The 24457-nt window shown below is 66.1% G+C and carries 28 protein-coding genes; 8 read left to right on the top strand and 20 right to left on the bottom strand.

Annotation, left to right across the window (positions count from 1 at the left end; all coding sequences use genetic code 11):
- Positions 1 to 153: 153 nt before the first annotated feature.
- Both K9U15_RS12480 and glp read right to left on the bottom strand, forming a co-directional pair.
- The gene (locus K9U15_RS12480; RefSeq protein ID WP_096227802.1) at positions 154 to 636 is read right to left on the bottom strand and encodes a molybdenum cofactor biosynthesis protein B; all 483 of its coding nucleotides are present in this window, start codon (positions 634 to 636) and stop codon (positions 154 to 156) included.
- Positions 637 to 819: 183 nt separating this feature from the next.
- Positions 820 to 2076: a gephyrin-like molybdotransferase Glp gene (glp, locus tag K9U15_RS12475; RefSeq protein ID WP_301156265.1), complete on the bottom strand. Its 1257-nt coding sequence runs from the start codon at positions 2074 to 2076 to the stop codon at positions 820 to 822.
- Positions 2077 to 2386: 310 nt separating this feature from the next.
- Between glp and K9U15_RS12470 the strand changes: the two genes are divergently transcribed.
- The gene (locus tag K9U15_RS12470; RefSeq protein WP_301156263.1) at positions 2387 to 2956 is read left to right on the top strand and encodes a gamma carbonic anhydrase family protein; all 570 of its coding nucleotides are present in this window, start codon (positions 2387 to 2389) and stop codon (positions 2954 to 2956) included.
- A gap of 151 nt (positions 2957 to 3107) precedes the next feature.
- Here the strand turns inward: K9U15_RS12470 and K9U15_RS12465 are convergent, their stop codons facing one another.
- The 5 genes from K9U15_RS12465 to K9U15_RS12445 form a co-directional block, all read right to left on the bottom strand.
- Complete coding sequence (locus K9U15_RS12465; RefSeq protein ID WP_301156262.1) at positions 3108 to 3686, bottom strand: GNAT family N-acetyltransferase; 579 nt, start codon at positions 3684 to 3686, stop codon at positions 3108 to 3110.
- Positions 3687 to 3787: 101 nt separating this feature from the next.
- Positions 3788 to 5080, bottom strand: coding sequence for a phosphopyruvate hydratase (eno, locus tag K9U15_RS12460; RefSeq protein ID WP_227153804.1), 1293 nt, complete (start codon positions 5078 to 5080; stop codon positions 3788 to 3790).
- A gap of 387 nt (positions 5081 to 5467) precedes the next feature.
- A complete protein-coding gene (locus K9U15_RS12455; RefSeq protein ID WP_301156260.1) occupies positions 5468 to 5947 on the bottom strand; it encodes an SAM-dependent methyltransferase in 480 nt (159 codons plus the stop codon).
- A gap of 75 nt (positions 5948 to 6022) precedes the next feature.
- Positions 6023 to 6916, bottom strand: coding sequence for a MerR family transcriptional regulator (locus K9U15_RS12450; RefSeq protein WP_301156259.1), 894 nt, complete (start codon positions 6914 to 6916; stop codon positions 6023 to 6025).
- A 62-nt stretch (positions 6917 to 6978) separates the two neighbouring features.
- The gene (locus K9U15_RS12445) at positions 6979 to 8580 is read right to left on the bottom strand and encodes a response regulator transcription factor (RefSeq protein ID WP_301156258.1); all 1602 of its coding nucleotides are present in this window, start codon (positions 8578 to 8580) and stop codon (positions 6979 to 6981) included.
- Between the two features lie 205 nt (positions 8581 to 8785).
- On the opposite strand from K9U15_RS12445, the gene K9U15_RS12440 reads away from it, so the two are divergent.
- Complete coding sequence (locus K9U15_RS12440; protein WP_301156256.1) at positions 8786 to 10519, top strand: FAD-dependent oxidoreductase; 1734 nt, start codon at positions 8786 to 8788, stop codon at positions 10517 to 10519.
- A gap of 163 nt (positions 10520 to 10682) precedes the next feature.
- Here K9U15_RS12440 and K9U15_RS12435 read toward each other — a convergent pair whose 3' ends face one another.
- The 13 genes from K9U15_RS12435 to K9U15_RS12375 all read right to left on the bottom strand — a co-directional run bounded on the left by K9U15_RS12435 (position 10683) and on the right by K9U15_RS12375 (position 19568).
- Entirely contained in the window at positions 10683 to 11534 is an 852-nt protein-coding gene (locus K9U15_RS12435) for an energy-coupling factor transporter transmembrane protein EcfT (protein WP_301156254.1), read from the bottom strand.
- A 76-nt stretch (positions 11535 to 11610) separates the two neighbouring features.
- A complete protein-coding gene (locus K9U15_RS12430) occupies positions 11611 to 13383 on the bottom strand; it encodes an MFS transporter (protein WP_301156253.1) in 1773 nt (590 codons plus the stop codon).
- 95 nt (positions 13384 to 13478) lie between these two features.
- Positions 13479 to 13844 carry a hypothetical protein gene (locus tag K9U15_RS12425; RefSeq protein WP_154248190.1) on the bottom strand — a complete coding sequence of 122 codons (366 nt, stop codon included), beginning with the start codon at positions 13842 to 13844 and terminating at the stop codon, positions 13479 to 13481.
- A gap of 192 nt (positions 13845 to 14036) precedes the next feature.
- Positions 14037 to 14288 (bottom strand): BAG1 BAG family molecular chaperone regulator 1, encoded by a 252-nt coding sequence (locus tag K9U15_RS12420; RefSeq protein ID WP_087189954.1) that lies wholly within the window; start codon positions 14286 to 14288, stop codon positions 14037 to 14039.
- A gap of 198 nt (positions 14289 to 14486) precedes the next feature.
- Entirely contained in the window at positions 14487 to 14765 is a 279-nt protein-coding gene (locus tag K9U15_RS12415; RefSeq protein ID WP_096227790.1) for a hypothetical protein, read from the bottom strand.
- 213 nt (positions 14766 to 14978) lie between these two features.
- Positions 14979 to 15563 carry a 50S ribosomal protein L17 gene (gene rplQ / locus K9U15_RS12410; protein WP_096227789.1) on the bottom strand — a complete coding sequence of 195 codons (585 nt, stop codon included), beginning with the start codon at positions 15561 to 15563 and terminating at the stop codon, positions 14979 to 14981.
- A 13-nt stretch (positions 15564 to 15576) separates the two neighbouring features.
- The gene (locus tag K9U15_RS12405; RefSeq protein ID WP_041239258.1) at positions 15577 to 16527 is read right to left on the bottom strand and encodes a DNA-directed RNA polymerase subunit alpha; all 951 of its coding nucleotides are present in this window, start codon (positions 16525 to 16527) and stop codon (positions 15577 to 15579) included.
- A 29-nt stretch (positions 16528 to 16556) separates the two neighbouring features.
- Positions 16557 to 17183 carry a 30S ribosomal protein S4 gene (rpsD, locus tag K9U15_RS12400; RefSeq protein WP_041239257.1) on the bottom strand — a complete coding sequence of 209 codons (627 nt, stop codon included), beginning with the start codon at positions 17181 to 17183 and terminating at the stop codon, positions 16557 to 16559.
- 19 nt (positions 17184 to 17202) lie between these two features.
- A complete protein-coding gene (gene rpsK, locus K9U15_RS12395) occupies positions 17203 to 17601 on the bottom strand; it encodes a 30S ribosomal protein S11 (protein WP_041239256.1) in 399 nt (132 codons plus the stop codon).
- 10 nt (positions 17602 to 17611) lie between these two features.
- Positions 17612 to 17980, bottom strand: coding sequence for a 30S ribosomal protein S13 (gene rpsM / locus K9U15_RS12390; RefSeq protein ID WP_041239254.1), 369 nt, complete (start codon positions 17978 to 17980; stop codon positions 17612 to 17614).
- An 18-nt stretch (positions 17981 to 17998) separates the two neighbouring features.
- Positions 17999 to 18112 (bottom strand): 50S ribosomal protein L36, encoded by a 114-nt coding sequence (rpmJ, locus tag K9U15_RS12385; RefSeq protein ID WP_006363204.1) that lies wholly within the window; start codon positions 18110 to 18112, stop codon positions 17999 to 18001.
- Positions 18113 to 18249: 137 nt separating this feature from the next.
- Positions 18250 to 18468 carry a translation initiation factor IF-1 gene (gene infA, locus K9U15_RS12380; RefSeq protein ID WP_009306918.1) on the bottom strand — a complete coding sequence of 73 codons (219 nt, stop codon included), beginning with the start codon at positions 18466 to 18468 and terminating at the stop codon, positions 18250 to 18252.
- A 452-nt stretch (positions 18469 to 18920) separates the two neighbouring features.
- A complete protein-coding gene (locus K9U15_RS12375) occupies positions 18921 to 19568 on the bottom strand; it encodes a LexA family transcriptional regulator (RefSeq protein WP_301156252.1) in 648 nt (215 codons plus the stop codon).
- Between the two features lie 161 nt (positions 19569 to 19729).
- Between K9U15_RS12375 and K9U15_RS12370 the strand changes: the two genes are divergently transcribed.
- From K9U15_RS12370 to K9U15_RS12345, 6 genes are all read left to right on the top strand, one after another.
- Positions 19730 to 20317, top strand: a complete 588-nt coding sequence (locus K9U15_RS12370; protein WP_301156251.1) for a hypothetical protein — start codon at positions 19730 to 19732, stop codon at positions 20315 to 20317.
- An 82-nt stretch (positions 20318 to 20399) separates the two neighbouring features.
- Positions 20400 to 20849 carry a hypothetical protein gene (locus tag K9U15_RS12365; protein WP_301156250.1) on the top strand — a complete coding sequence of 150 codons (450 nt, stop codon included), beginning with the start codon at positions 20400 to 20402 and terminating at the stop codon, positions 20847 to 20849.
- A 13-nt stretch (positions 20850 to 20862) separates the two neighbouring features.
- Entirely contained in the window at positions 20863 to 21360 is a 498-nt protein-coding gene (locus K9U15_RS12360; protein WP_278852167.1) for a hypothetical protein, read from the top strand.
- Positions 21361 to 21434: 74 nt separating this feature from the next.
- A complete protein-coding gene (locus tag K9U15_RS12355; RefSeq protein WP_278806313.1) occupies positions 21435 to 21809 on the top strand; it encodes a hypothetical protein in 375 nt (124 codons plus the stop codon).
- 4 nt (positions 21810 to 21813) lie between these two features.
- Positions 21814 to 22446 carry a Gp15 family bacteriophage protein gene (locus K9U15_RS12350; protein WP_301156249.1) on the top strand — a complete coding sequence of 211 codons (633 nt, stop codon included), beginning with the start codon at positions 21814 to 21816 and terminating at the stop codon, positions 22444 to 22446.
- Between the two features lie 177 nt (positions 22447 to 22623).
- Entirely contained in the window at positions 22624 to 24456 is a 1833-nt protein-coding gene (locus K9U15_RS12345; protein ID WP_301156248.1) for a hypothetical protein, read from the top strand.
- Position 24457 lies beyond the last annotated feature (1 nt).

Genomic DNA, 24457 nt, shown 5'->3' with positions numbered 1-24457 from the left:
TCAGCGAGGCCGGCTGTGGTACCCGAGATTCGTGGGATCGCGGAGGCGAAGCGTACTTTTGTACGCGAGTCTCCAGGATCGCGCGAAGATCGGGTACCACAGCCGGCCGCAGCGTCGGCTCGTTCCGGCGGTCGGCAGACCGCCGGAACCTTCCTAGTGCCCGCCGCCCGCCATCATCTTGGCGGCGTGCGGCAGGGCGGCCACGATGCCGTCCCAGTTCTCGCGGGCCGCCTTCTCGCTGCCGGGCAGGTTGATCACCAGGTGCCGGCCGCGCTGCATGCACAGCGCACGCGAGAGCATGGCGTAGGGGGTGATGGCCAGCGAGTGGGCGCGCATGGCCTCGGCGATGCCGGGCACATTGCGCTCGCACACGTCCATCGTGGCCTCCGGCGTCACGTCGCGCAAAGAAAGACCGCTGCCGCCGCAGGTCAGCACGATATCGGCATCAAGCTCGTCGCAGGCGGCCACGATGGCCGCGGCGATGTCGGCACGCTCGTCGCGCACCACCACGTGGCTCGCGCACGTCCACCCCTTCTCGGCAATGAGCGCCTCGAGCGCGGCGCCCGCGGTGTCCTCCTTCATGCTGCGCGTGTCGGAGCAGGTGATAAGAGCGAATGTCAGAGCTTGTTCGGACATGGTCGTTCCTTTCTCGCAGGTTGGCGTTAGTAAGTCAGCGAGAGGGGCTGGGGTGCGCCAAATTCGCGGGATCGCGGAGGCGAAGCGTACTTTGGGTACGCGAGCTTCCGGGATCGCGCGAAGGCGGCGTGCCACGGCCCTTCGCAGCGTCGGCTGTTCCGGCGGCCGACAGGCCGGCGGAACCTACAGGCTGACCTCCTCGGAAACGTCCAGCAGCATGCAGTCGATGAGCGAGCCGGCCGTGCGCGACTCCAAGCCCTCGGGCATGATGGCCATGCAGTTGCTGCGCTGGATGACGCCGAACAGGCCCGAGCTCTGGTTCTTCGCCGGCGCCACCACGTACTCGCCCGCATCGTCCTTGTACAACGTGGAGCGCAGGAAGATGCGGCGCGGATCGTTCTTCTTCACGTCGCGCGAGAGCTTCGCCTTCACCACGGGACGTGTGAAATGGCGGTAACCCTGCATCTTGCGCAGCGCGGGGCGAATGATCATCTCGAAGCCCACGTAGGCGGCCGCCGGGTTGCCGGGCAGGCCGAACACGGGCGTGACCTGCACCACGCCGAACGTCTGCGCCTTGCCGGGACGCATGTTCACGGTGGTCATGAGCAGCTCGCCCAGCTCCTCCACCACGGGCTTGATGAAGTCGAAGTCGCCGTTGGAGGCGCCGCCGCTCGTCACCACGAAGTCGTACTCGCAGGCCGCAGCGGACACGGCGGCCGCGAGAGCCTCCAGCGTGTCCTCCACGATGGGCAGGATCGTGGGTGCGGCGCCCGCGGCCTGGGCGCACGCGGCCAGCGCGTAGCTGTTCGAGTTGCGGATCTTGCCGGGCGTGGGGACCTCGGTGGGGTCCACCAGCTCGCTGCCGATGGAGATGATGGCCACGCGCGGGCGTCGGTGCGTGGGCACCTCCACCACGCCGCAGCCCGCCAGGAACCCGACGCCGGCCGAGCCGATGACCTCGCCGGCCTCCACCACAACCCCGCCGGCCTTGGCCTCCTCGCCCGCCTCGCGCACGTTGTTGCGCTCCTTCACGGGGGCGGTGAACGCCACGCGGCTTCCCGGCTTGCCGTCACCGGTCACCACGTCCACGATCTCGTACTTCACCACGGCGTCGGCGTCGTCGGGAACCGGCGCGCCCGTCATGATGCGCACGCACTGGCCCTCCCCGATGGAGCCCTCGTACACGTCGCCGGCCGCAACCTCCGCGATGACGTCCATCTCCACCGGCGCCTCGGCGCTCGCGGCAGCCAGCTCGGCCGCGCGCACCGCGAAACCGTCCATGGCCGAATGCGCGAACGGGGCGATGTCGATGTCGCTGCGCAGGTCCTCGGCTGCCACGCGGCCCACCGCCTCCAGCACCGGCACCGTCTCCTGCGGCAACGGCTCCACGTTCGCGAGCACGAGTTCGCGGGCCTCTTCGAGCGAGATCATTTCCTTCATCGGTTCGTCCCCTTCCTGAAAAAGCGCGCCCCGCCCCGCCGCCTTCGCCGACGCGGGCCGTTGCGCACCTTCGATATACCATGCCGACTATTATAGCGCTGAAAGTATAGTTGCGGACGGCGACTTTGCCGCCCCCGTGCGCGCCGCTCTTCGATTTCGCCGCGCCCTCCGCCCGCACCGACCTTCGACTTCGCCGAGCCCACCTCCCCTTGCCGCATTTCCCCCGCTTCCTCTCCTGCGCCCACCGAAGCCAGTCGGCACCTCGCAAGCGCCGTTATAATAGGAAGGGAATCGACCGAAAGGAATCCCTATGACCCACGCCGAAGCCAAGCCCTCCCTCTACCGCAACGTTCGCATCCACCCGAGCGCGCGCCTCTCCCCCGCCGCCGGCATCGTGGGCGACGTGACCATCGGGCGCGACTCCTGCGTGCTGGCCGGTGCCCAGATCCGCGCCGACGACGCGCCCGTCATCATCGGCGACGAGGTGAACATCCAGGAGAACGCCGTCGTCCACGTGGACCGCGATCATCCCGCCATCCTCCACGACCACTGCACCATAGGGCACGGCGCCGTCATACACGGCTGCGAGATAGGGCCGAACGCGCTCGTGGGCATGGGCGCCATCGTCATGAACGGGGCGAAGGTGGGCGCGAATTGCGTGGTGGCCGCCGGCGCGCTGGTATCCGAGGGCAAAGAGCTTCCCGACGCAAGCCTGGTTATGGGCATGCCCGCGCGCGTGAACCGCACACTGTCGGATGAGGAAATCGCATGCTTGTGCACCGCGGCGGGCGACGAGTACCTGGCCGTGGGCGCCCGCATGCTCGAGGAAGGCCTGCTGCACAACCCCGAGCCGGGCGCGGACGCGCATCTGGGCTTCTAGAAAACGCCGAAGCTCCGTCATAGGCCGTTTCGCAGGGCAAGCACCCTGCGCTTGCCGCCTCCTGCGGAACAATCCCGCTGCCGGCAAGGGCAGAAACCCTTGCCTTGGGGGATTCCGTCGCCGTTGCGTCAATCAGCGCTTCTCTGGGCGCTCATCGAGAAGCGAGCAGCCGCTCGGCGTAGGCCGGCACCGCCTGCTCGAGCGGGGCGAGCGTCTTGTCCTCGCCTTCCGGCAGTTCGTTGATCAGCGCGAGGAAGCGATCCGACTCGAAACCCGGACCCTTCGCGAGCACCTCGTACACGTCGCCTTCGAAGCAGTTCGCAATGCCCGTGGGCGCGAAGCCGTTGCGCAGGTAGAAGTCGCGGCGCCTTTGCCGCTGGACAACGTTCGGGGCGCCCTCGATCACGGGCTCGATGTCGAGCGCGATGGTCTTGCCGGGGCAGCGCCGCTCGATGTCGGCGAGCATGCGCGCGCCGTAGCCCTTCGAGCGAACCCCCTCGCCAACGGCGAGGAAGAGCACGTACGCCAGCCTCGCGTCCTCTATCATGAAGGCGAATCCGCAGAACAGCCCTTCGTCGCGATAGGCGAGCAGCGACACTTCCTCGCGCTGGGCCTGCGTGGTAAGAAACGAGAACGGCGGGCGCTCATACGGTGGGAACGCGGCTTCCAGCAACCGCTCCACCTCTTGCGCATCCTCGGTTCCCGCCGTGACGGCACGTGCTTCCAACATTGGACGAACCCCCTGGTAGAATCCCCTTTTTCTTCTGTCACCTGCAAAGCGGGCGGCCCGCCGCTCCCCACGGCGGGCCGCCCGCACAGTGCGCAACCGGTTTAGCGCTTGATGTTGTAGAACGCGCTCATGCCGGCGTAGACGGCGGCGGTGTCCAGCTCCTCCTCGATGCGGAGCAGCTGGTTGTACTTCGCCACGCGGTCGGAGCGGCAGGGCGCGCCCGTCTTGATCTGGCCGGTGTTGCACGCCACGGACAAATCGGCGATGGTGGTGTCCTCGGTCTCGCCGGAGCGGTGGCTCATGACGCAGGCGTAGCCGGCCTGCTTCGCCATCTCGATGGCCTCCAGCGTCTCGGTGAGGCTGCCGATCTGGTTCACCTTGATGAGGATGGCGTTCGCGCAGCCCATCTCGATGCCCTTGGCCAGTCGCTTGGAGTTCGTGACGAACAGATCGTCGCCCACCAGCTGCACGCGGTCGCCGATGCGCTCGGTGAGCGCCTTCCAGCCGTCCCAGTCCTCCTCGGCCATGCCGTCCTCGATGGAGATGATGGGGTACTTGTTCACCAGGGCCTCCCAGTAGTCCACCATCTCGGCGCTCGTGAGCTCGCGGCCCTCGCCGGCCAGCACGTACTTCTGCTTGTCGGCGTCGTAGAACTCGGTCGAGGCCGGATCCATGGCGAACATGATGTCCACACCGGGCTTGTAGCCGGCGGCCTCGCACGCCTTCGTGACGTACTCGAGCGGCTCCTCGTTCGTCTTGAAGTTGGGGGCGAAACCGCCCTCGTCGCCCACGCCGCCGCCCAGGCCCGCGTCGTGCAGCACCTTCTTCAGCGTGTGGTAGATCTCGGCGCACCAGCGCAGGGCCTCGGCGAAGCTGTCCGCGCCCACCGGCATGATCATGAACTCCTGGAAGTCCACGTTGTTGTCGGCGTGCACGCCGCCGTTGAGGATGTTCATCATGGGCGTGGGCAGAAGGTGCGCGTTCGCGCCGCCCACGTACTTGTACAGCGGCAGCTCAGCGGACTCGGCCGCGGCCTTCGCGCAGGCCAGCGAGGCGCCCAGAATGGCGTTCGCGCCCAGGGCGCCCTTGTTGTCGGTGCCGTCCACCTCGAGCATGATGTCGTCGATGGTGCGCTGGTCGTCGGCCTCCAGGCCGATGAGCGCCTCGGCGATCTCCTCGTTCACGTGGGCCACCGCGTCGAGCGTGCCCTTGCCGAGGTAGCGGCCCTTGTCGCAGTCGCGCAGCTCCACGGCCTCGAACGCGCCGGTCGAAGCGCCCGACGGCACGGCGGCGCGGCCGAACGCCCCGTCCTCCAGCACGACCTCCACCTCCACGGTCGGGTTGCCGCGCGAGTCCAGGATCTCGCGACCGAACACATCGATGATGACGCTCATGAATGCCTCCTCGTAGTCTGTCCAATCCGCTTCGCCGGACCGTTCCGCCGAAGCGTGACCTTCCCGGCAATCATAGCACGTCGGAAGCACAATCCCCCATTCTGCGGCCGTTTCCCACAACCATGAAGGCGAACGGTAAAGCTGGCCGACGCGATCGAGGGTGCCCGGGCAAGCATTGGCGGCGAAGCGTTTTCTGCAACCCCAACTCGGCCAAGCTCGCCAACGTCGCGCCGATCGCATTCGCACGGTTGCGGCACGCTTCGGTGAACCCGGACTTCGAGAACAGGAACAAGAGGCGCTTTTCCGCGGGAATCAGCTGGATACGGTGCTTTATGAAGTTACGATTTGTCAAATTACGAACTTATTACTTCTGCGCTCCGCGTCGCGTTAGAAGCGGAACTCGGACGCCCAGTCGAAATCGGCGGAGGCTTCCGCGCTTGCGGGCCAGTGGGCGCACCAGGCGGGGACGATGGGGCGCTCGATGCGGTCGATGCTGGGGGTGTAGGGCTTGAGGTCGAGCACGGGGGTGCCGTCAGCGGCGTCGAGGTAGGGCGTCTCCACAATACCGGCGTCCGCGTCCACGGCGGCCAGCTCGATGGCCGTGAGAGCCAGCGGGTTGGGCCGCAGCGGGCTCCGCGTGGCGAAAATGCCCAGGTCGTGGTCGAGACGCGTGTAGGGGCGCCCCGCGTCGGTGAGCGCGCGCAGCTCGGGGTCGTCAACCTCGTGCGCCCACCAGATGACGACGGCGTGGCCGAAGCCCTCGAGGCCGCTCAGGCCGTCGCGGTACGCCGGGTCGATGCGCAGCTGCGCAGGCCCCTCCCCTCCCCCGCTCACGACGCCGACGGGATGAACGGAAAACGTTTGCATGGATTGCTCCTCTCGCGATGGCCGCCCCTGCGGCGGCACATGATGAGGAGCATAGGGGCTGACACCGTGGGAGGGTCAAGCGGTCTTCTGGACGGGAACCAAAAACTCCGTAAGGTAGTCCTGCGGGTCTTCCGCGTTCCACGGGCCGCGATGGGCCACCTCGCGCGTGGGGCCGGCCATGCGCAGCGCGGGATGATCTTCCAGCCACCGCGCGAACGACGCGTACACGGGCGCGATGTTCTCGTAGGGGCCGTACACCTTGATGCTCGCGGCAAGCGGCAGCGCGGCGCTGCGGTAGAAGCGCAGCGGCCCGTCGTCTTCGCCGTGCGCATCGGTGGCCACGGCCACCTCCACTGTGACGGGCGATGGGGCACCGCAGGGCGCGCCGCCTGCGGCGATCGCGTCCCCCGCACCGCCTGCAGCGTCGCCGCCCGCATCGGCCGCCGCCCCCTCGTCGCAGAACTCGCAGTACTCCGTATAAGGTTCGGATGGCGCAATCTTCCGCTCTCTCATGAATGCGCCCAGCCGCTCCCAAGCCCGCCGTTCCTCGCCGTAGCCCTCCAGCTCCATACGCAGCGCCACCACCTGGTAGGAGGGAATCGACATGAGCGCCACCTCGCAGCTTATGGCCGCCCCGCCGGCCTCCACGTCCTGCCGGAAGCGGAGCAGGTCGGCAAGTCGGCGCTGCTCGCGCCCGATGCCTTCCTCGAGCTCACGCGCGCGATCGTCCAGGGCGCGGGCCAGCTCCCTGTCGTCCGCATGCACCAGCCGCCCGATTTCCCGGATGAGGAACCCCAGGTCGCGCAGGACGGTAATGCGGTTCGCCTCCGCCAGCTGGGACACGGCATAGCGACGGTACCCCGTCTGGGCGTCCTGCTCGGCGGGCTTGAGCAGACCCACCTGGTCGTAGTGGCGCAGCATGCGCACCGATATGCGCGAGAGCCGGGAGAACTCGCCTATCTGCAGCACGGGGAAACCTCCTTGGGACCAATCGGCTGACGCAGCATAGCATGAAAGGGCGCGCGGCGGCCTCACGCCCCCAACGGATGCTCGGAGCCGTCGGCGGCCAGGTCCTCCCGCTCGCGCGCCAGGTAGTCGATGAGCTCCTGCTGGGAGTGCACGGCGAGCTTGCGGTAGATGCTGCGCACATGCGTCTTCACCGTGTCGGGCGACACGGACAGCGCCTCGCACACGGCGCGGCGCGACTTGCCCTCGGCCAGCAGCAGCATGACCTCGCTCTCGCGCTGCGTGACCGCACGCTCGGTGGCCACGAACTTCACCACCCCCGCCATGTCGCCCGCCGCCAGGCTGCTCTCGCCGGGACGCACGGTGCCCCAGCCGTACTTGAGGTTGCTGCCGCTGGACAGGAACAGGGCCGCCGCCAGCACGAGGCACGCCACGCAGCTGGCGAGCAGCGCGGCATCGGGCGACATCTCGGCGCCCAAAAAGCCCAAGGCCAGCCCTGCGCCAACCACCACGCCGCAGAACAGCGCGGCACCCGGACAGCTGGCGATCCAGGTGGCGGGCAGCCCCATGTTTTTCATGAGACAGGCGCCCAGGCTCCACAGCACCAGGTCGAGGTAGCAGAACCCGGCAGCCAGCACCGCGCTGCCCACCGCCGTCGCATCGGGCAGCAGCGCAAGCAGAACGAAGCCGAGGGCCACGAACGGGAAAGCCACCTTGTACACCAGCCGGTTGAAATCGAGACGCAGGAACACGAGCGTGCCGAACAGCAGAGCCACCGCCGCAAGCTGCCCCACAGAGCACAGCGCCGTGCTCCCGAACGAGGAGGTCCATGCCACGGCCTCCGCGCCGCCCGCCCCGTCAAAGACGGCGGCCACCCCGGCGCCGTCGCCGCCTAACGCGAACATTCCCGCGAACAACACGCCGGCAGCCAGACCCTGCACGCACGACGTGGCAGCGAACTTCGCGGGAAACGGCAGCGGCACGTCGCGCCCATGCCCGTAGTAACGCGCCCGGGGGAAACCGCCCACCACGGAGCGCAGCAGCGCGGCGCCCGCGAACGGCAGCACGAGGGGCGCTGCCAGCAGGGGCAGGTCGCCCGACCCGGATACCCGGCCCGCCACCGCCAGCATCGCGAGCACGGCTGCCGTCGCCACGGTGGCCAGCATGCCCTGGCACAACGTCTGCTGCGTTCCTATCCAGCCGAACACGCGATCGACCTCCACGCGGAACAGCGCGCATCCCACGCCCATGACCAGGCTCGCCAGCAGGTACAGCGCGCCCCGCGCAGCCGTCGGCAGCCCGGTGTCGAGCGCCCACACCAGATGAAGGGCCGCCGCGAGCGTCATAAGCGACGCCAATGCCACAGTCCACGAGGTCGCACTCGGCACCTTGCGGGTCCGCTTGAACCACACGGCTATGACCGCGCTCGCCGCCGCCATGCACGCGAGCGGCCCCAGCCATGCCGGCAGGAGCATCTCGCCGCCTCCCGACCCCCATGCCCCGAGCACGACGGCCGGCCCGGTACAGCAAGCTATGAGCCAAACCATGTAGCTTGCCATGGCCAGCGCGATGCGGGCGTTTCCCGCTGCGGCGTGGCCGAGCTCCGCGCGCACGCGCTCGCGGTCGCCCGGCTCGTTGAACAGGTGGCGAACGTGGCTTCCCTTCATGGGCCCTCCCCTTTGTCCCTCGCACAAGCATACCGCGTCGCGCCTCACCCCGCAGGGTGAAAACGCACGATTCGGCTTTTTCCCTGCGATGCGCGAAGCGGAGCGCACGCCACGCGTGCTAGGGTGCGGGCAACGCACGGTGCGGAGGGCGCCGGGCAGGGAGCGGGCGCGCTGGACGCGTTCCGCCGGAGGGAAGGGGTTTCACATGGAGAACGAGAAGACGAGCATGGACCGCCGCAGCTTCCTCAAGGGCGCATTCGCCACGGGCGCCGTGGCTACCGCCGCCGTCACGGGCGTGGGGACGCTCGCCGGCTGCGCTGCGCAGCCGAAGGAGGGCAAGGCGGGCACGTCGGCCTCCGACGGCAAGGCCGCGGGCGGCACCTACGATTTCGAGACGGCGCCCGATCCCATCGCCGAGGGCGACATCAAGGAGACGGTGGACGCCGACGTCGTGGTCATCGGCGCCGGGTTCTCCGGCCTGTGCTGCGCGCTCGCAGCCGCCGAGAACGGTGCGAACGTGGTCATGCTCGAGCGCATGGACCACGTCATCGGGCGCGGCGGCTCCATCTACGCCATGAACTCGAAGCTGACGAAGGAGAAGGGCTACGAGTGCTCCGTCGAGGAAGTGGCCCAGCGCTACAAGCGCATGATGGGCTATCACTCCTACCGCGTGGACGGCCGCAAGTGGATGCTGCACTTCAACCGCTCGGGCGAGGCCATGGACTGGCTCATCGACCGCATGACCACGGCCAGCTCCGTGGGCGGCGACGACCTGACCCCCGTCATGGAGCACTGGTACGAGGATCCCGAGAACATCAACGGCGAGTTCCCCGGCACGCACGAGTTCCTCGACGGGCCCAACGGCAAGGGCCCCGACGACAACCCGCAGCAGGACGTGTGCGCGAACATGGCGCTGTATTGCGAGAAGGCCGGTGTGGACATCCGCTACGAGACGGACGCACAGCAGCTCGTGAAGGACGGCGACAAGGTAGTGGGCGTCGTGGCGAAGGGCAAGGACGGCTACGTGCGGTTCAACGGAAAGAAGGGCGTGGTCATCGCCTCGGGCGACTTCGGCCAGGACAAGGACATGCTGGAGAAGTTCATTCCCTGGGCGGCGCACCAGACCGAGTTCGGCGGCATCTGGAACGGCTCGGGCCACAAGATGGCGTACTGGGCCGGCGCCGCCGTCGACAAGAGCGAGACGCCCGCGCCCATGATCTTCTGCTTCCAGTGGCGCTCCATCACGCGCCAGGTGCGCGCGTTCCAGGGCCTCATGGTGAACGAGGACGGCCGCCGCTACGACAACGAGGACAACGTCATCTCGCACGGCGGCCTGGCGCTCATGCACCAGAAGGGCAACCACGCGTTCGCCATCTGGGACGACGACTACGCGAACGAGCCGGGCTGGCAGAACCACCGCTACGTGGACGGCCCGAAGGTGTTCGACACGCCCGACGACGTGCGCGCCTACTGGCAGACCGTGGTGGACGGCCCCGGCACCATCAACATGAACGGCTCGGGCGACATCCCGGTGAAGATGATCAAGGCCGACACCGTGGAGGAGCTGGTGGAGAAGCTGGGCCTGCCGAAGGACGAGACGCTCAAGACCATCGAGGCGTACAACGGCTACTGCGACGCAGGCGTCGACGAGGAGTTCGGCAAGCGCAAAGAGCTGCTGCTACCCATCAAGAAGGGCCCGTTCTACGGCATAGAGTGCACGCCGTGGTTCCTGTCCACCACCGGCGGCATCCGCTGCAACGAGGACCTGCAGGCCATGAACGCCGACGACGAGGTCATCGACGGGCTGTACTGCCTGGGCTCCACGGTGGGCGACATGTACACGAACTGCTACTCCACGCACTTCCCCGGCCATAACCTGGGCGGCACGTGCCTCACGTTCGGCTACGTGACCGGCCGCAAGCTGGCCGGCGCCGAGTAGGCCGGCCCGGCAACGGCCCGGACGCCATCTCCCTCCCGGCGGCCGGGCCGCAACTATCAAAAAAGCGGCGACCGCTGTGCGGCCGCCGCTTTTTGCCGGGCAGGCGAAGGGCGACAGGCTGGCCGGCAGCTCCCCTTCCGGGCAAGGCCCGTCCGCAAGAGCCCTACAGCAGCACGGCGACGGCGATGCACAGCGCGAGGCCGGCGGCGAGCACGGCCAGGCTGCGGCCCGCAAGGCGACGGTCATGCAGGGAGGTGCGATGCGGCTGGGCCCCGTAGCAGCGGGCGTCCATGGCCGCGGCCAACGCGTCGGCACGGCGGAACAGGCCCACGAAAAGGGGTATGAGCACGGTCTGCCACGCACGCAGGCGCTCCCACAGGCCGCCCTCGGTAAACGACGCACCGCGCGCCTGCTGCGCGTCGTGCACGCGCCCGAACTCCTCGGCCGTGACGGGAATGAAGCGCAGCGCCAGCGAGAACACCATGGCGATGTCGTCCACCGGCACGCGCAGCCGCCGCAGCGGGCGCAGGAAGTCGGCGAGCGCGTCCGTGAGCGCGGTGGACGTGGTGGTGTACGTGACCACGAGGCTGGCCGTGACCAGCAGCACGATGCGCACCGCGAAGAAGCATCCGCGCGCGAGGCCTGCGGGCACGAGGCCGAACGACCCGACGAGCGCCACCGGCGGCAGGCTGCCGAAGAGCCCCGGCTCCTGCCCCAGCAAGGGCGGCGCCGCCCCCGGAGCGGCCTGGCCCACATCGAAGGTGAACCCGTTGAAAATGACCGCGAACGCCGCGAGCACGTACACGGGCACGAGCAGCGCGAAGAACCGCTGCAGGGGAATGCGCGACGAAACGGCCGCCGCCGCGAACAGCGCGCCGCACAGCACCAGCCCCGCCCACATGTCCACGAGGAACAACGTGACCGAGTACATCGCGAGCAGCACGATCTTCACGCGCGCATCGCACGCGTGGATCGGCGAGGTTCCGGGGATGTAGGAGCTGACGTTGATGCGCATGCTGGCAGTATGCCACAAGTGCCGGCCGCCCGCCGCGCATGGGGTGACAATTCCGCGCGTTCAGCGGAAGGCGCCGTCAGCGACCGCGCCGCGCCTCCGCGGACTCGCCGCTCCCGCGCCCGTGGGACCCGCTATCCTCCCGATAGAGCGCGAGCAGCGCCAAGCCAACCAGCGAGCACGCCCCCACCAGGAGGAACGCTCCGCGGAATCCCTCGTCGAGCGTGCTCTGGAACGTGTCCTCGATGGTCCCCGCCCGCTCGTCGATGGCGGCAAGGTACTGGTCCTCGGCGGCATCGACCGCCTCGGACGGCATCCCGGCGGCCGTCACCTCTTGCGCTATCTCGGTCTTCGCCAACGTCTTCACGTTGCCGACGATCGTCGTCACGTCCGAATTCTCCATCAGCTGCTGCAGGTCGGGAGGCAGTCCCGCGCCCCCGCCCTCCCCGCTTGCCAGCTGCGCCATCGAAGGCCCGTTCGGCACGTCGGGCAGCACGCCCATGATGCGATCGGGCACGGCCATGCCCGCATGCGCGATGAACGCCACCAGCACGGCCGGGGCCACCGCCGTCCCCACCGAGCGCACGAGCGACAACGTTGCCAGCGCCGAGTTCGACTCGCTCTCCTTCGTCTTCGCCAGCATCATGTAGTTGAGCGGCGTGCCGATGGTGAAGCCCATCCCGATGCCGATAGCCACCAGGCTGACGATCAGCGTCACCAGGTTCGCGAACCGCGTGGCCACGAGCGCCAGGAACAGCGCGCCGGCGGCCGAGGCGGCAAGCCCGAAGGCCAGGACCGCCTTCACGCCGAACCGATCGATGAGCTTGCCCGATACCGGGGCTCCCACGCCTGCGAACGCCGCGAGGACGATCACCACGTAGCCGCCGCTGCCTGAGGGCAGCTTCAGCACGTTCTCGGCGAACTGGGGGATGAAGATGATCCCCATCAGGATGACGCCCGTGATCACCGACAGCACGAGCGTGACGAGGATGTCGCGGTTCCGGAAGTACGACAGGTTCAGCACCGGGTCGGCCGCCCGCCGCTCGATGAGCACGAACAGCGGCAGCAGCACGACGAAGGCCAGCAGGAACGGCCACACGTCCGTCGACGCGATGGAAGCGCCCACGTCGAAGAAATCGAGGTTCTTCAGGCCGTACAACAGCGCGAGCACCATCGTCACGAGCACCGCGATGCCGAAGCCGTCGATGGGCTTCACCTCCTCGGCGCGCGTGTTCGGCAGCACGAACACCCCCACGGCGACGATGGCCGCGCAGATGGGAACGTTCACGTAGAAGATGAACTGCCAGTTCGTCTGGCCGAACAGCGAGAGTATCAAGCTGCCGGCCGATGCGCCGAAGATGTTGGCGATGCCGTAGACGCCGCCCACCAGGCCCAGCGCCAACCCGCGCTTCTCGGGAGGGAACGTGGTTCCGAACTCCGCGGTGGCCACCGGCACGATGCCGCCTCCGCCGACCGCCTGCACGGCTCGCGCGCCCAACAGCATCCAGAAGCTTCCCACGTCCTGCGCAAGGCCGCACAAAAGCGACCCCGCACCGAACAGCGCGATGCTGACCAGGTATATGCGCTTGCGCCCCGAGCGGTCGGCCAGCTTGCCCATCACCGGGATGGCCGCGGCGTACGCCAGCGTGTAGACGGTGATGATCCACACGCTCATCTGGTCGGTGATGCCGAGGTCGCCCTGGATGACGGTGCGCGCGGGCGTGACGATGCCGGTGTCGAGCGCGCCGATGAACAGGCCCAGCAGGTACACGACGGCGATCAGGACGAATCCCTTGCCATGCCCGGCCCGAACGGCCCGGCTCGGGGAGGGAGATGCAGCGGAAGAACCCATGGAACTGCCTTTCAGACGGTGCGGCCGAACGGACGGAAAAGAGAAGCCCGCAGCTCATGCTACGGGCTTCGGAGGGGCAAGGGGACGCGAGGGCGCTACATGCGTTCCTTCATGTTCTCGGCACCCTGCTTCACGTTGTCCTTGGCGTCGACGGCAGCCTCCTTGATGGCCTCGCCGGCCTTGCCGAGCGATTCCTTGACGGACTCCATGAAGCCCTCGGACTTCTGGTCCTTGCGGTTCTCGTGCTGCTGCGCGCGCATGGCGGCGTCGGTGCTGCCCGTCTGCTGCGCCACCTGGTGCTCGCGGTCGGCGGCGGCGTCCTCGGCGCGGCGCTCGTTCACGCCCGCCTTCGCCTCGTGGAAGGCATCCTTCACGTTGTTCTTCACGTCGTGGGCCATGTCCTTCGCACCGTTCTTCATATCGACGGAAGCGTCGCCCGTCTTGTAAGCCTGATCGACCATGTTGGTCTCCTTTCGGGAAGGTTCTGTGTCATCCCCATTCTAGGGATGGGATGCGCGGCGTCGGCTTCCGGGGGAAAACGGCGCCGCAACGGTTCGCGCACAGGGAGCGCAGGATGCACCAGGCGAACCGGAACGGGCGCCCTTCGCGACGCCCGCGTCGCACCGGCGCGCCCGTTGCGCTGCCGGGAACGGCTAGTCGCGCTCGGACGCGTCGTTGGCCAGACGCTCCGTCTCGCCTTCCGCCTCGTCGAAGTCGAACGCGGTGGCGGCGGCCTCCACGGACTCCTTCTCGTTGCCGTCGCCGTCGACGGCCTCGACGTACTCCTCGGCCTCCTGCTTGACGGCACGCTCGATGCGCTCGAGGTCGTCGGCCGCCTCGCGGTTCAGCTCGTCCGCTTCGTCCGCGTCGATGCGGATATCCTCTTTCGTCGTGGTCTCGGCCATGGTTCGGCTCCTTTCGTCGGGAATCCCGCCAGGGGAAGGTAAGCTGTCCAGCCTATTGTAGCCACCGCCCCGACAGGACCGGTTTCCGCACGCTGACGAACGTGCAACGCTTGGATTCGGGACCGGAGACGGCGTCCGACGCATCGGCAGGGCGGCGGCGCGACGCTACCGCGACGAACCAGCAGGGCGGCGAGCCCGTCACTTCCGCGACGCGTTGTGGCGCACGTTGCCGAACAGGTCGATTACGGTATCCCGCACGTGCTCGATGAGCACGGGTATCTCGCGACGCACTTCGACCGCGGCCTGCTGGGAGTGATGCGCCACCTCGCCGGCGAGTCCCTGCGCATGGTCGCCCACGTCGCCGAAAGCGTCCTGCGCGTGCTGCTGCAGCTCGCCCGCCATGTCCTTCATGTGCCATGCCACGTTCATCTTGCCGTCGGTTGCAGGCTTCCCGTCTGCGGGTCCACGGTCTTCCATAGGAGCCTCTTTCCTAGCTGCGGATTGCCGGCGGGCCGCGCCGTGCGCCCGCTCCCCTTTATGGTAGTCCAGCGTGCGGAACCGCCGCGCAACCGCGGGAAAACGCGTTCTTGACGCATTGGTGGCGGCACTGGCCGAGCTTTGGCATACGCAAAAACGGGAGCCCGTGGGCTCCCGTTCGGATGCAGTGCTTATGCGCAGGTCGGGGAAAGGCTACTCGGCCTTCTCCTTCTCCACGGCCTCGGCCTCGGCGGCCTCCGCATTCTCGGCGGCGGCTTCCTCGGCCTGGTCGGCGGCCTCCTCGGCCTTGGCCTCCTCGGCCTCCACCTTGGTCTCCTCGGCCTTGGCCTCGTTGTCGGCCTTCTCGACCTTCTTCGGGGCGGCCTTCTTCGCAGCCTTCTTGGCAGCGGGCTTGGCCTCGTCCTTCTTCGCCTTCACCGGCTCGGTCACCAGCTCCATGATAACCATGGGGGCGTCGTCGCCCTTGCGGGGACCCAGCTTCATGATGCGGGTGTAGCCGCCCTGGCGGTCCTGGAACATGCCCTGCGCGACCTTCTCGAAGATCTCGCGCACGAGCTCCTTGTCGCCCAGCGCCGCAATGGCGAGGCGGCGGGAATGCAGGTCGCCCTTCTTCGCCCACGTGATGATCTTGTCAACGTCGGGGCGGATCTCCTTGGCGCGCGAGTCGATCGTCTTGATGCGGTCGTTCGCCAGCAGCGCGCACACCAGGCTCTTCTTCATGGCCTTGGTATGGCTGGTGTCGGTGCCCAGCTTGCGCCCCTTCTTGTAGTGTCTCATGATCTCGTATCTCCTAAAGCTTCAAATTGAGGTCCATGGAAATGAGCTTGTCCTTCACTTCCTCGATGGACTTCGCACCAAAGTTCCTAATGTTCAGCAAGTCGTTTTCGGAGAACTCGACGAGCTGGCGGACGGAATGGATGCCGGCGCGCTTCAGGCAGTTGTAGGAGCGGACGGAAAGGTCCAGGTCCTCGATCTGCTTGTCCAGCTCGGCATTGGACTCCTGCCCCTCGGGCGCGAAGATGGAAGGAACCTCGCCTTCCTCCTCGTCCACGATGTCGGACAGGCCCAAAAACGCCCCCATGTACTGATTGATGATGTTGGCGGCACGGCACACGGCCTCGGAGGGCGCGATGGAGCCGTCGGTCTCAACCTCCAGCACGAGCTTGTCGTAGTCGGTGCGCTGACCCACACGGGTGTCGGTGACGTTCAGCGTGCACCGGCGGACCGGCGAGAACAACGAGTCAACGTGGATGACGCCGATGGGGTCCTCGGTGCGCTTGTTGCGCTCCGCGGACACGTAGCCGCGACCCACCCCGATGCGGATCGTCATGTCCAGCTGGCCGCCGTCGGCAACCGTGGCAATGACGTGCTCGGGGTTCACCAGCGTGAACTCGGTGGGGATGTCCAGGTCGGCACCCGTCACCGTGCAGGGGCCCTCGGCGGACACATGGGCCGTGGCCTCCTCGATATCCTCGTTGAGTGCCGAGAACACGAGGCCCTTCACGTTCAAGACGATGTCCGTGATGTCCTCGATGACGCCCTCGGCCGTCGTGAACTCATGCTGCACGCCCTCGATCTGGATGGCGGTGGCTTTCGCCCCGTCCAGCGACGAGAGCAGCACGCGGCGCATGCAGTTGCCCAAGGTGTAGCCGTAGCCACGCTCGAGCGGTTCCACGACGAAACGCGCGACAGTTTCGTTGACTTCTTCCGTTGTTACCGTAGGCCTCATGAACTCTGTCATGTTGTGTAAGCCTCCTTACTATGCCGCGATTATTTCGAGTAAAGTTCGACGATGAGCTGTTCGCGAATGTCCAGATCGATTTGATCGCGTTGCGGGAGAGCAAGCACGTTGCCTTGCAGTTTCTCGATGTCAACCTCGAGCCAGGCCGGCACCTGCACGCGCTCGTTGGAGATGAGCGCGCTCTTGATGACCAGCAGGTCCTTGGCCTTGGGGGCCACGGCCACCAGGTCGCCCGCCTTCACGCGGAACGACGGGATGTCCACGCGGCGGCCGTTCACGGTGATGTGGCCGTGACGCACCTGCTGACGGGCCTCGGCGCGCGACTTCGCGAAGCCAAGGCGGTACACCACGTTGTCCAGGCGGCTCTCGAGGATGCGCAGCAGGTTCTCGCCCGTGACGCCCTGCTGGCGGCCGGCGATCTCGTAGTAGTGATGGAACTGCTTCTCCAGAACGCCGTAGATACGCTTGGTCTTCTGCTTCTCACGCAGCTGCAGACGGTATTCGCTTTCCTTGATACGCTTCTTGCCGGCCTCGCCGGGCGCGTAGTTGCGGCGCTCGATCGCGCACTTGTCCGTGTAGCAGCGGTCGCCCTTCAGGAAGAGCTTCGCACCTTCACGACGGCACAAACGGCAGTCCGCTCCAGTATAACGAGCCATAATACTTCGATCCTTTCAGTTACACGCGACGACGCTTGCGCGGACGGCAACCGTTGTGCGGAATGGGTGTGCAATCCTGAATGCTGGAGACTTCCAGGCCGGCGGCCTGCAGCGAGCGGATGGCCGTCTCGCGACCCGAACCCGGGCCCTTGACGAACACCGCCACCTTGCGCAGGCCATGCTCCATGGCCGTCTTCGCGGCGGCCTCGGCGGCCATCTGCGCAGCGAACGGCGTGGACTTGCGGGAGCCCTTGAAGCCAACCGTGCCGGCGGACTGCCAGGAGATCACATTGCCCTGGGGATCGGTGATGCTCACAATGGTGTTGTTGAACGTAGACTTGATGTGCGCGGCGCCCACGGCGATGTTCTTACGCTCGGAACGCTTGATGCGCGTGCGCACGTTTTTCTTTGCTGCCACTTAAGCTACCTCACTTCTTCTTTCCGCCGATTTGCTTACGAGGACCCTTGCGGGTACGCGCGTTCGTGTGCGTGCGCTGTCCGCGAACGGGCAGGCCGCGACGATGGCGCAGGCCACGATAGCAACCGATCTCCATGAGGCGCTTGACGTTCTGGGAAACCTCGCGGTGCAGGTCGCCCTCCACCTTGATGTTCTCCTGGATGTAGTCGCGCAGCTTGGTCAGATCGTCCTCCGTGAGGTCCTTGATGCGGACGTCGGGATCCACGCCGGTTTCGGCGAGGATCTTTTTGGAGGTGGTCAGACCGATGCCGTAGATGTAGGTCAAGCCGATTTCAACGCGCTTGTCGCGAGGAAGGTCGACACCAACAAGACGAGCCATAGATGATTCTCCTCTTTCCTAGCCCTGACGCTGCTTGTGGCGCGGGTTCTCGCAGATGACGAGCACCTTGCCATGGCGTCGGATGATCTTGCATTTGTCGCACATTTTCTTGACCGAAGGACGTACCTTCATAATCAATTCCTTTCGGTTTATGTGTACCTTAATCTATACATACGCCCAGCCGCAGGCGGTTGTTTTCGTGCTTGCCGTGTGCCGCATGGCACACAAAATGCGCACACCTGGTTCACAGGCCGTGCAGATTCGCGCGCTTACTTGAAGCGGTACGTGATGCGCCCGCGGTTCAAGTCGTAGACGGACAGTTCCACCGTCACCTTGTCCCCCGGGAGGATCTTGATGTAGTGCATACGCATCTTGCCGGAGATATGGGCCAATATCTTGTGGCCATTTTCGAGCTCCACCCTAAACATAGCGTTCGGCAACGCCTCCAGGACGGTCCCCTCGAGCTCGATAACATCTTCTTTGGTCAAAAGTGCTCCTTCAAGCAAATCGTCACTAAACAGCAACCATAGATGATACCAAAAGTTTCGGGGAAAGGGAGAAGAAAATAAACGAGCGCACAACACCAACAAACCCGCTGGTTCGAAGTCACCTGCTTGCCAGGCGTGCGGTTCGATGCCGCGCGGTCCTCGCCGGAGAAACGGGACCGCCAGGTATTCGCGCCAAGCGCAGCCGCCTTGTCGGCTTGGGGGAAACGGGCCGCGGGGCGACGCCGTTGTCGATGGCACTATTGTAAGGGTTTCCGCCGTGGGGTCAAGCGAACGTGCGGAAAAGACCACGCGCCGTCCGTTGGCAGGCGCGGTCGCGAACGGACGGCGCCAAATGGCAGCTGGCGAGAAGGCGCACCGCAGGCGACGGCCTCGCCGTGCCGCCTGCGAAGCAGACAGCCGGCGCGCGCAGCCGGTTTTGCAGAGACGCCTTCCTACAGCCGCTCGTCGTTCACCAGGTAGTGCCACACGGCCTTGCCGAGGATCCTCACCTGGGGCGCGTCCGGGTCGCTCGCGTCGATCGAGCGGTCGCGATGCGAGGGGTTGTTGCTCTCGGGGTGGAGCACGATGGTGTCGCCAGCGAAGAAGATGCGCTTCATGGTGGCGTCGTCGCCGTTCACCGTGACGGCCACGATATCGCCGCTGCGCACCTCGGCGCTCTTGTCGAAGTAGACGAGCGAGCCGTTCGGCATGATCTTGTCCATGGAGTCGCCCGACACCGTGAGGAAGAAGCCGTCCGGGTGGCTCTCGGCGACAGGCGGGATGACGTAGGCCTCCTCGCTCACCGGGAGCATCTCGAGCGCATCGCCAGCTGATATCCGTCCGTACACGGGGGCGGTGAGCGAGGTTACCTCGTAATGGATAGAGCCCGCCACGGAGCCGCCCTCATCGCCGTCGATGAGGGAGCTCTTGCTGATGCCGAAATGGTCGGCCATGCGCTGCATCGCGCCCATGCGCGGGACGGCGCGGCCGTTCTCCCACTGGGAGACGGCCATCGGGGAGACGCCGGCGACCCTCCCCAGCTCCTCCTGCGTCAAACCGTGCTCGATCCGCAAGCGCTTTATGTTGCTGCCCAGTGCCATGACGTCCACTTCCTTCTGCAGGGTTCCTTTCGACTATATTCTACAATATTTTAACTTTACTTTTAGTATATGTTTAATTATAGTTTCCACAGCACGCAACTATAATTCATACGCTCAACGTCGTGCCCCTTTCATTATCTGACCAGCAGAAAGGACTGCGCATGAACGTGAAGGCAGCCGCCGGCGGGCAGGGGGACGCGGTGCGGCCCTGGACCGAGAGCGAGGAGGTTTACCTGGTAAACGCCGCGGGACTCCTCTCCCTCGAGGACCTAGGCCGGGCGCTCGGTCGCACGGAGGCCTCGATCGAGGAGGCCGCGGGGCGTCTCGGGCTCGACATACGGTGTGTCGAGGCGTCCTTCGTCTGGTGCGACCATTGCGCCACGTGGAGAACCCGCTTGAACGGCCGCACCGGATGGTGCCGCATCTGCACGATGCGCGAGCAGCTGCGGGGGCGCGAGCGAGCCTGCTCCGAGGCCCTTGCCGCCATGCCGCCCTCGGCGCGCGCCGTCTACGAGAAGACGGAGGCCGAGCGCCAGACCAAGCGCCTGCCGCCCCACCCCGTCAAGCGGCTCGTCTCCACCGCGCCGGACGGCAGGCCGCGCATGGAGGAAGCGCGCTACCTCGCGGAAATGGAGGAATGGGAGTACCGCGTGCTCAAGCTGCGCTACGACGCCGCCAAGACCCGCTTGAGGCGCATGCGCGAGAAGACCGGGACGAACCCCCGGAAAGCGGGCCGGCAAAACGGGTGACACCTCCGGCATCCTAGGGCCACCGCGAGCGCCTACCCGGCGAGCGCGCAACAAGCGAAAACGCTCTACCCCCGGAAAGGAGGTGACTGGATTGACGGACTTCCGCACGGCCCAGGCCGATGTCGCCGCCTGCGTGTTCGACGTGTTGAAGACGATCGTCGAAAGCGATCCCGGCGTGGCTTCCTGCACCTACGAGCAAACGCCCACGGATGCCCAGGGGCTCCCCTGCATCACGATGCAAACCCTGGACGGCACTCCCGTGGAGCGCCGCTACCTGGACGGAGGCCGCGTGGCGAACTACCGCTTCGCCCTGCTACTGCGCCGGCAGGCCCTGGAGGACCAGGATCGGCTCGACGCCCGCGCCCTGCTTGAGCGCACCGCCTCGTTGCTCGTAGAGGCGGGCGTCGAGCTGGGCGAGGGCCGCACAGCTTGGGGCATGTCCTTGGACACGCTGCCCTACCGCGCCGAGTCGGCGGCCGACTATGCCGACTGGAAAGCGGAACTGACCTTGAAGTACCAGACAAACCGATGAAAGGAACTGAACTATGAGCGAGAACGCCGCACCCATCTGGGGCAACGAGCTGGAATACTACATCAACACGGGCACGGGCGAGGCAGCGGCCTGGACGAAGGTGACGGAGCTTCTGACGTGGGAGCCCAGCGCCGAGCCCAAGACCTACGAGCCCGCCTGGCTCGACCGCAAGGTCTCCCCCGTGTTCGTGCAGGGACGCACCTGCTCGATCAACTGGACGAAGGACACGGTGAAGAACGGCGCCCTGGAGGCATGGGTCATGGAGCACCGCAACGAGACCGACGTGGCATGCGAGGTGTGCCGCGTGTTCACGTGGCTGGGCACGGCCGCGGCGCAGACCGCCGACATGGCCTCCTTCCTGTTCAACCCCGCCGACCCCAGCAACGCCAACGGCGGCCAGCCGGTGGTGACGGGCGGCACGCTGAACATGGCCGACGACGGTTGGACCGAGGGCACGTGGAACCCCTCGACCAAGGCCTTCGCAGCCGGCAGCGCACCGGCCCAGGCGTAGCGCGGCAGCACGACCAGACGAATGCAACGGGCGGCCGCCCAGCCGCGGCCGCCCGACTGACGAAGGAGGATCTTGTGGGATTCGAGTTTTCGAGCCATACCGTTACCGTGGAGATAGGCGGCAAGCCCTACGTCATCAACATGGGCGATGCGGACATGCTGGACAAGGTGGAGCATTGGAGCGACAAGCTCGCCGGCACCGATTACCGGGGATTGAGCGAGGGGCGCCTGAACGCGCTCTCCGCCGACGTGCGCAACTATCTGATGGCGCTGCTCGGCGAAGAGCAGTTCGAGCAGGTGTTCGAGAACCGCCCGTTCGACTTCATCGACGGCCTGGAGCTGTTCGCCTACCTGTACGCCGAGATCGCGAAGAGCCGCGTTGACGCCTCGTTCAAGGCCACGCTGGGCAAATACCTGCCCGACCTGGACTGGCACGACGCCGAAGCATAGGGCCATGGAGCCGAACATCCTGCTCGAGCGGGCGCCGTCGGCCGTGCCGGTCGGCGACGCATACGTCCCTCTCAACACGTCCCACCGTACCGGCATCCAAGCCATGCGCCTCGCCGACGACCCCTTCGTCGGCGAAGAGGAGAAGGCCCGCGCACTGCTGTTCCTTTACTTTGGACGCCATGACGGCCGCACGGGGAGGCTCGCCCTCCCCGACGCCGTGGCCGAGAACCCGCAGCTGGGAGTGGAGGCCGCTCTGGCGTTCTTCAACCTGAACGAGCCGAGGCCGCCCGAGGTTCCCGGCACGCGGCCTGCCGCCGGCACGCGGGTGTTCGACTGGGATTGGGACGCCGGGCGCGTGGCCGCCGACTTCCAGCGTGAATACGGCCTCGATCTGACCGACCGCGGCTTGCGGCTGCACTGGTGGCGCTTCTGGTCGCTGCTGCGCAACCTGAGCGAGTCGTCGCTCACCATGCAGGCCGTGAGCGTGCGCGGCACCGTGCCCGACGAGAAGAAGATGGGCCGCGAGGCGGTGGAGAGCCTCATGAAGCGCAAGGCCGCCCTCATGCTCCCCGCCCGCACCGAGGAGGAGGCCCTGCAGTTAACCCGCCTAAGGTACCGGTGGGCGCTGGAGGGGTGACAGCCGCGCAAAGCAAGCCAGAACTGAACCGAAAGAGATTCAAGTTGGAAAGGAGCCGAGCCTTGAATACTGCGCGCAAAAAACGAGGGCACCCGCCCGAACGCATAGCGAAATTCTCGCAAACGAAGCGAGTGGAGCCAAAAGCCTCTCTAGAAACCACCGGAAAGGGGGCGTCCCATGTCGGACATTAACGTTGCCATCGGAGTAACCATTAACGCATCCCGTTACGAGGCAGCCCTCGCGTCCATCGCCACCACCACAAATCGGCAGATCGAAGCCCTCGCAGCAGCCTTTGCCGCACTTAATGGCGTTGCCGGCGCCGTGGATGCCGTCGGTAATGCTGCTTCGCGGATCATCTCCTCCTTTGGAGAAATTGGAGACGCAGCATCGAAATCACTCGAAACGGCAAACGGCGCCTTCGTCAAAACAACCAACGATGGAAGCAAAGCGTCGTCCGCGTTCGACAGCATAGGCAAAACCGCAAGCGCTATGGCGAAGGGTTTGGGGAAAGCAGCCGGCACCGTTAAAGCTGCCTCGACAGAACTACTCTCGCTCGGTACGTCCGCTTTGCAGGGAAACGATGGAATCCAGAAAATGGCGAGCGACGTAATCGCCAACATGGGCACGCTTACCGCCTCGCTACCCTTATTGGCCTCGCAAGCAACCGCCGTCCTGCCCGCATTCGCAGCCCAGGTTGCAGATGCTGCGCCAGGACTTATCGATGCCCTCGTCAGCGCTTTCAACCAGGTGGTTACTGTCCTTCCCGAGATCATTCCCCAGCTTGTGGAGGGAATAGCCAGCATAGCTGCCCCAATGGCCGAGGCGCTCGTCGAGCTGACCCCCGTATTGGTAGCTGCTGGAGTCGAGCTTTTTGCAGGGCTGGTTGAGAGCCTTGCCGAAGTCGTGCCCTTGCTCGTCGAGCAGCTGCCGGCGTTCATCGAAGGCATCTGCACTGCCCTGATCGAGAGCATGCCGACACTGCTTGAGGCGGGCCTTCAATTCTTCATGGCGCTTGGACAGGCGCTCATAGAGGTATTGCCGCTGCTTCTTGAGCAGCTCCCCGATTTCATCGCGGGCTTCATCGAAATGCTCGTTACCTTCTTGCCACAGCTCATCGAGGGTGCCGTGCAATTGTTCACCGCTTTCGTAGAAGCGCTGCCGCTCGTTATCCCTGCCCTCGTCGAGGCCATCCCGACGGTGATCCAAGCAGTGTGCGACATGCTTCCAACGCTCTTCCCCCTGATCCTTTTCGCCGCCGTGCAGCTTTTCCTTGCCATTGCGCAGGCGGTTCCCCAGATCCTCGAGGCACTCATACCTGCAATAGGGGCGCTTATCCAAGCAGGCATCGATCATCTGCCCACCTTTTTGGAGAACATGGGAAATGCGGCTAAGGAGCTGTTCCGCAAGATCGCCGACGCTGTTCCGAAGGTGCTTGAGGACCTGAAAAACGCACTTGGCGAATTGGTCTTAGCTGGCGCAGCAAAGGTAGGAGAGTTCGCCAATGACATGATGGCCGCAGGCGAGAACCTCGTGCGCGGTATCGTCGACGGCATTGGAAATGCGGCCCGCAGCGTCATCGATGCCATCGGAGGTGTTATCAACGATGCCATCGGGTGGGCTAAATCGCTTCTGGGCATCCACTCCCCTTCTAGGGTCTTCCGCTCTATCGGCGGGTACGTTTCGGAGGGCTTCGCCGACGGTATCGCGGCCAAGGCGGGCGAGGCGGTGGGCGCCATGAAGGCGCTGGCCGGCGACGTGGTCGATGCGGCCAAGGCCGACCTTCCGGCCATCGAGGTGCCGTTGGGCTTCAACGTGCAGAAGCTCTCGGCGGGGTCGCTCGGAGGGTTCGGCTTCGCTGCCGCCTTCGCCGTGGCGCCTGCGGGCGGGCCGACCACGAACAACTACTACACGATCGAGAAGGTGGACCTTTCAGGCGACCCTGCCGCATCGAAGGCAGCGGGCACGCTTTGGAACGGCGTCCGCCGACAGATGAGAATGGGGGCGATATAGC

This window comes from Gordonibacter sp. RACS_AR68 (assembly GCF_030418485.1).
Classification (GTDB): domain Bacteria; phylum Actinomycetota; class Coriobacteriia; order Coriobacteriales; family Eggerthellaceae; genus Gordonibacter; species Gordonibacter urolithinfaciens.
This window is presented reverse-complemented; position numbering and strand designations above follow the sequence as displayed.

Excerpts from the sequence above, each read along its gene's own strand:
- K9U15_RS12480 (WP_096227802.1), bottom strand. The coding sequence starts at position 636 with ATGTCCGAACAAGCTCTGACATTCGCTCTTATCACCTGCTCCGACACG.
- glp (WP_301156265.1), bottom strand. The coding sequence starts at position 2,076 with ATGAAGGAAATGATCTCGCTCGAAGAGGCCCGCGAACTCGTGCTCGCG.
- K9U15_RS12470 (WP_301156263.1), top strand. The coding sequence starts at position 2,387 with ATGACCCACGCCGAAGCCAAGCCCTCCCTCTACCGCAACGTTCGCATC.
- K9U15_RS12465 (WP_301156262.1), bottom strand. The coding sequence starts at position 3,686 with ATGTTGGAAGCACGTGCCGTCACGGCGGGAACCGAGGATGCGCAAGAG.
- eno (WP_227153804.1), bottom strand. The coding sequence starts at position 5,080 with ATGAGCGTCATCATCGATGTGTTCGGTCGCGAGATCCTGGACTCGCGC.
- K9U15_RS12455 (WP_301156260.1), bottom strand. The coding sequence starts at position 5,947 with ATGCAAACGTTTTCCGTTCATCCCGTCGGCGTCGTGAGCGGGGGAGGG.
- K9U15_RS12445 (WP_301156258.1), bottom strand. The coding sequence starts at position 8,580 with ATGAAGGGAAGCCACGTTCGCCACCTGTTCAACGAGCCGGGCGACCGC.
- K9U15_RS12440 (WP_301156256.1), top strand. The coding sequence starts at position 8,786 with ATGGAGAACGAGAAGACGAGCATGGACCGCCGCAGCTTCCTCAAGGGC.
- K9U15_RS12435 (WP_301156254.1), bottom strand. The coding sequence starts at position 11,534 with ATGCGCATCAACGTCAGCTCCTACATCCCCGGAACCTCGCCGATCCAC.
- K9U15_RS12430 (WP_301156253.1), bottom strand. The coding sequence starts at position 13,383 with ATGGGTTCTTCCGCTGCATCTCCCTCCCCGAGCCGGGCCGTTCGGGCC.
- K9U15_RS12425 (WP_154248190.1), bottom strand. The coding sequence starts at position 13,844 with ATGGTCGATCAGGCTTACAAGACGGGCGACGCTTCCGTCGATATGAAG.
- K9U15_RS12420 (WP_087189954.1), bottom strand. The coding sequence starts at position 14,288 with ATGGCCGAGACCACGACGAAAGAGGATATCCGCATCGACGCGGACGAA.
- K9U15_RS12415 (WP_096227790.1), bottom strand. The coding sequence starts at position 14,765 with ATGGAAGACCGTGGACCCGCAGACGGGAAGCCTGCAACCGACGGCAAG.
- rplQ (WP_096227789.1), bottom strand. The coding sequence starts at position 15,563 with ATGAGACACTACAAGAAGGGGCGCAAGCTGGGCACCGACACCAGCCAT.
- K9U15_RS12405 (WP_041239258.1), bottom strand. The coding sequence starts at position 16,527 with ATGACAGAGTTCATGAGGCCTACGGTAACAACGGAAGAAGTCAACGAA.
- rpsD (WP_041239257.1), bottom strand. The coding sequence starts at position 17,183 with ATGGCTCGTTATACTGGAGCGGACTGCCGTTTGTGCCGTCGTGAAGGT.
- rpsM (WP_041239254.1), bottom strand. The coding sequence starts at position 17,980 with ATGGCTCGTCTTGTTGGTGTCGACCTTCCTCGCGACAAGCGCGTTGAA.
- rpmJ (WP_006363204.1), bottom strand. The coding sequence starts at position 18,112 with ATGAAGGTACGTCCTTCGGTCAAGAAAATGTGCGACAAATGCAAGATC.
- K9U15_RS12375 (WP_301156252.1), bottom strand. The coding sequence starts at position 19,568 with ATGGCACTGGGCAGCAACATAAAGCGCTTGCGGATCGAGCACGGTTTG.
- K9U15_RS12370 (WP_301156251.1), top strand. The coding sequence starts at position 19,730 with ATGAACGTGAAGGCAGCCGCCGGCGGGCAGGGGGACGCGGTGCGGCCC.
- K9U15_RS12360 (WP_278852167.1), top strand. The coding sequence starts at position 20,863 with ATGAGCGAGAACGCCGCACCCATCTGGGGCAACGAGCTGGAATACTAC.
- K9U15_RS12350 (WP_301156249.1), top strand. The coding sequence starts at position 21,814 with ATGGAGCCGAACATCCTGCTCGAGCGGGCGCCGTCGGCCGTGCCGGTC.
- K9U15_RS12345 (WP_301156248.1), top strand. The coding sequence starts at position 22,624 with ATGTCGGACATTAACGTTGCCATCGGAGTAACCATTAACGCATCCCGT.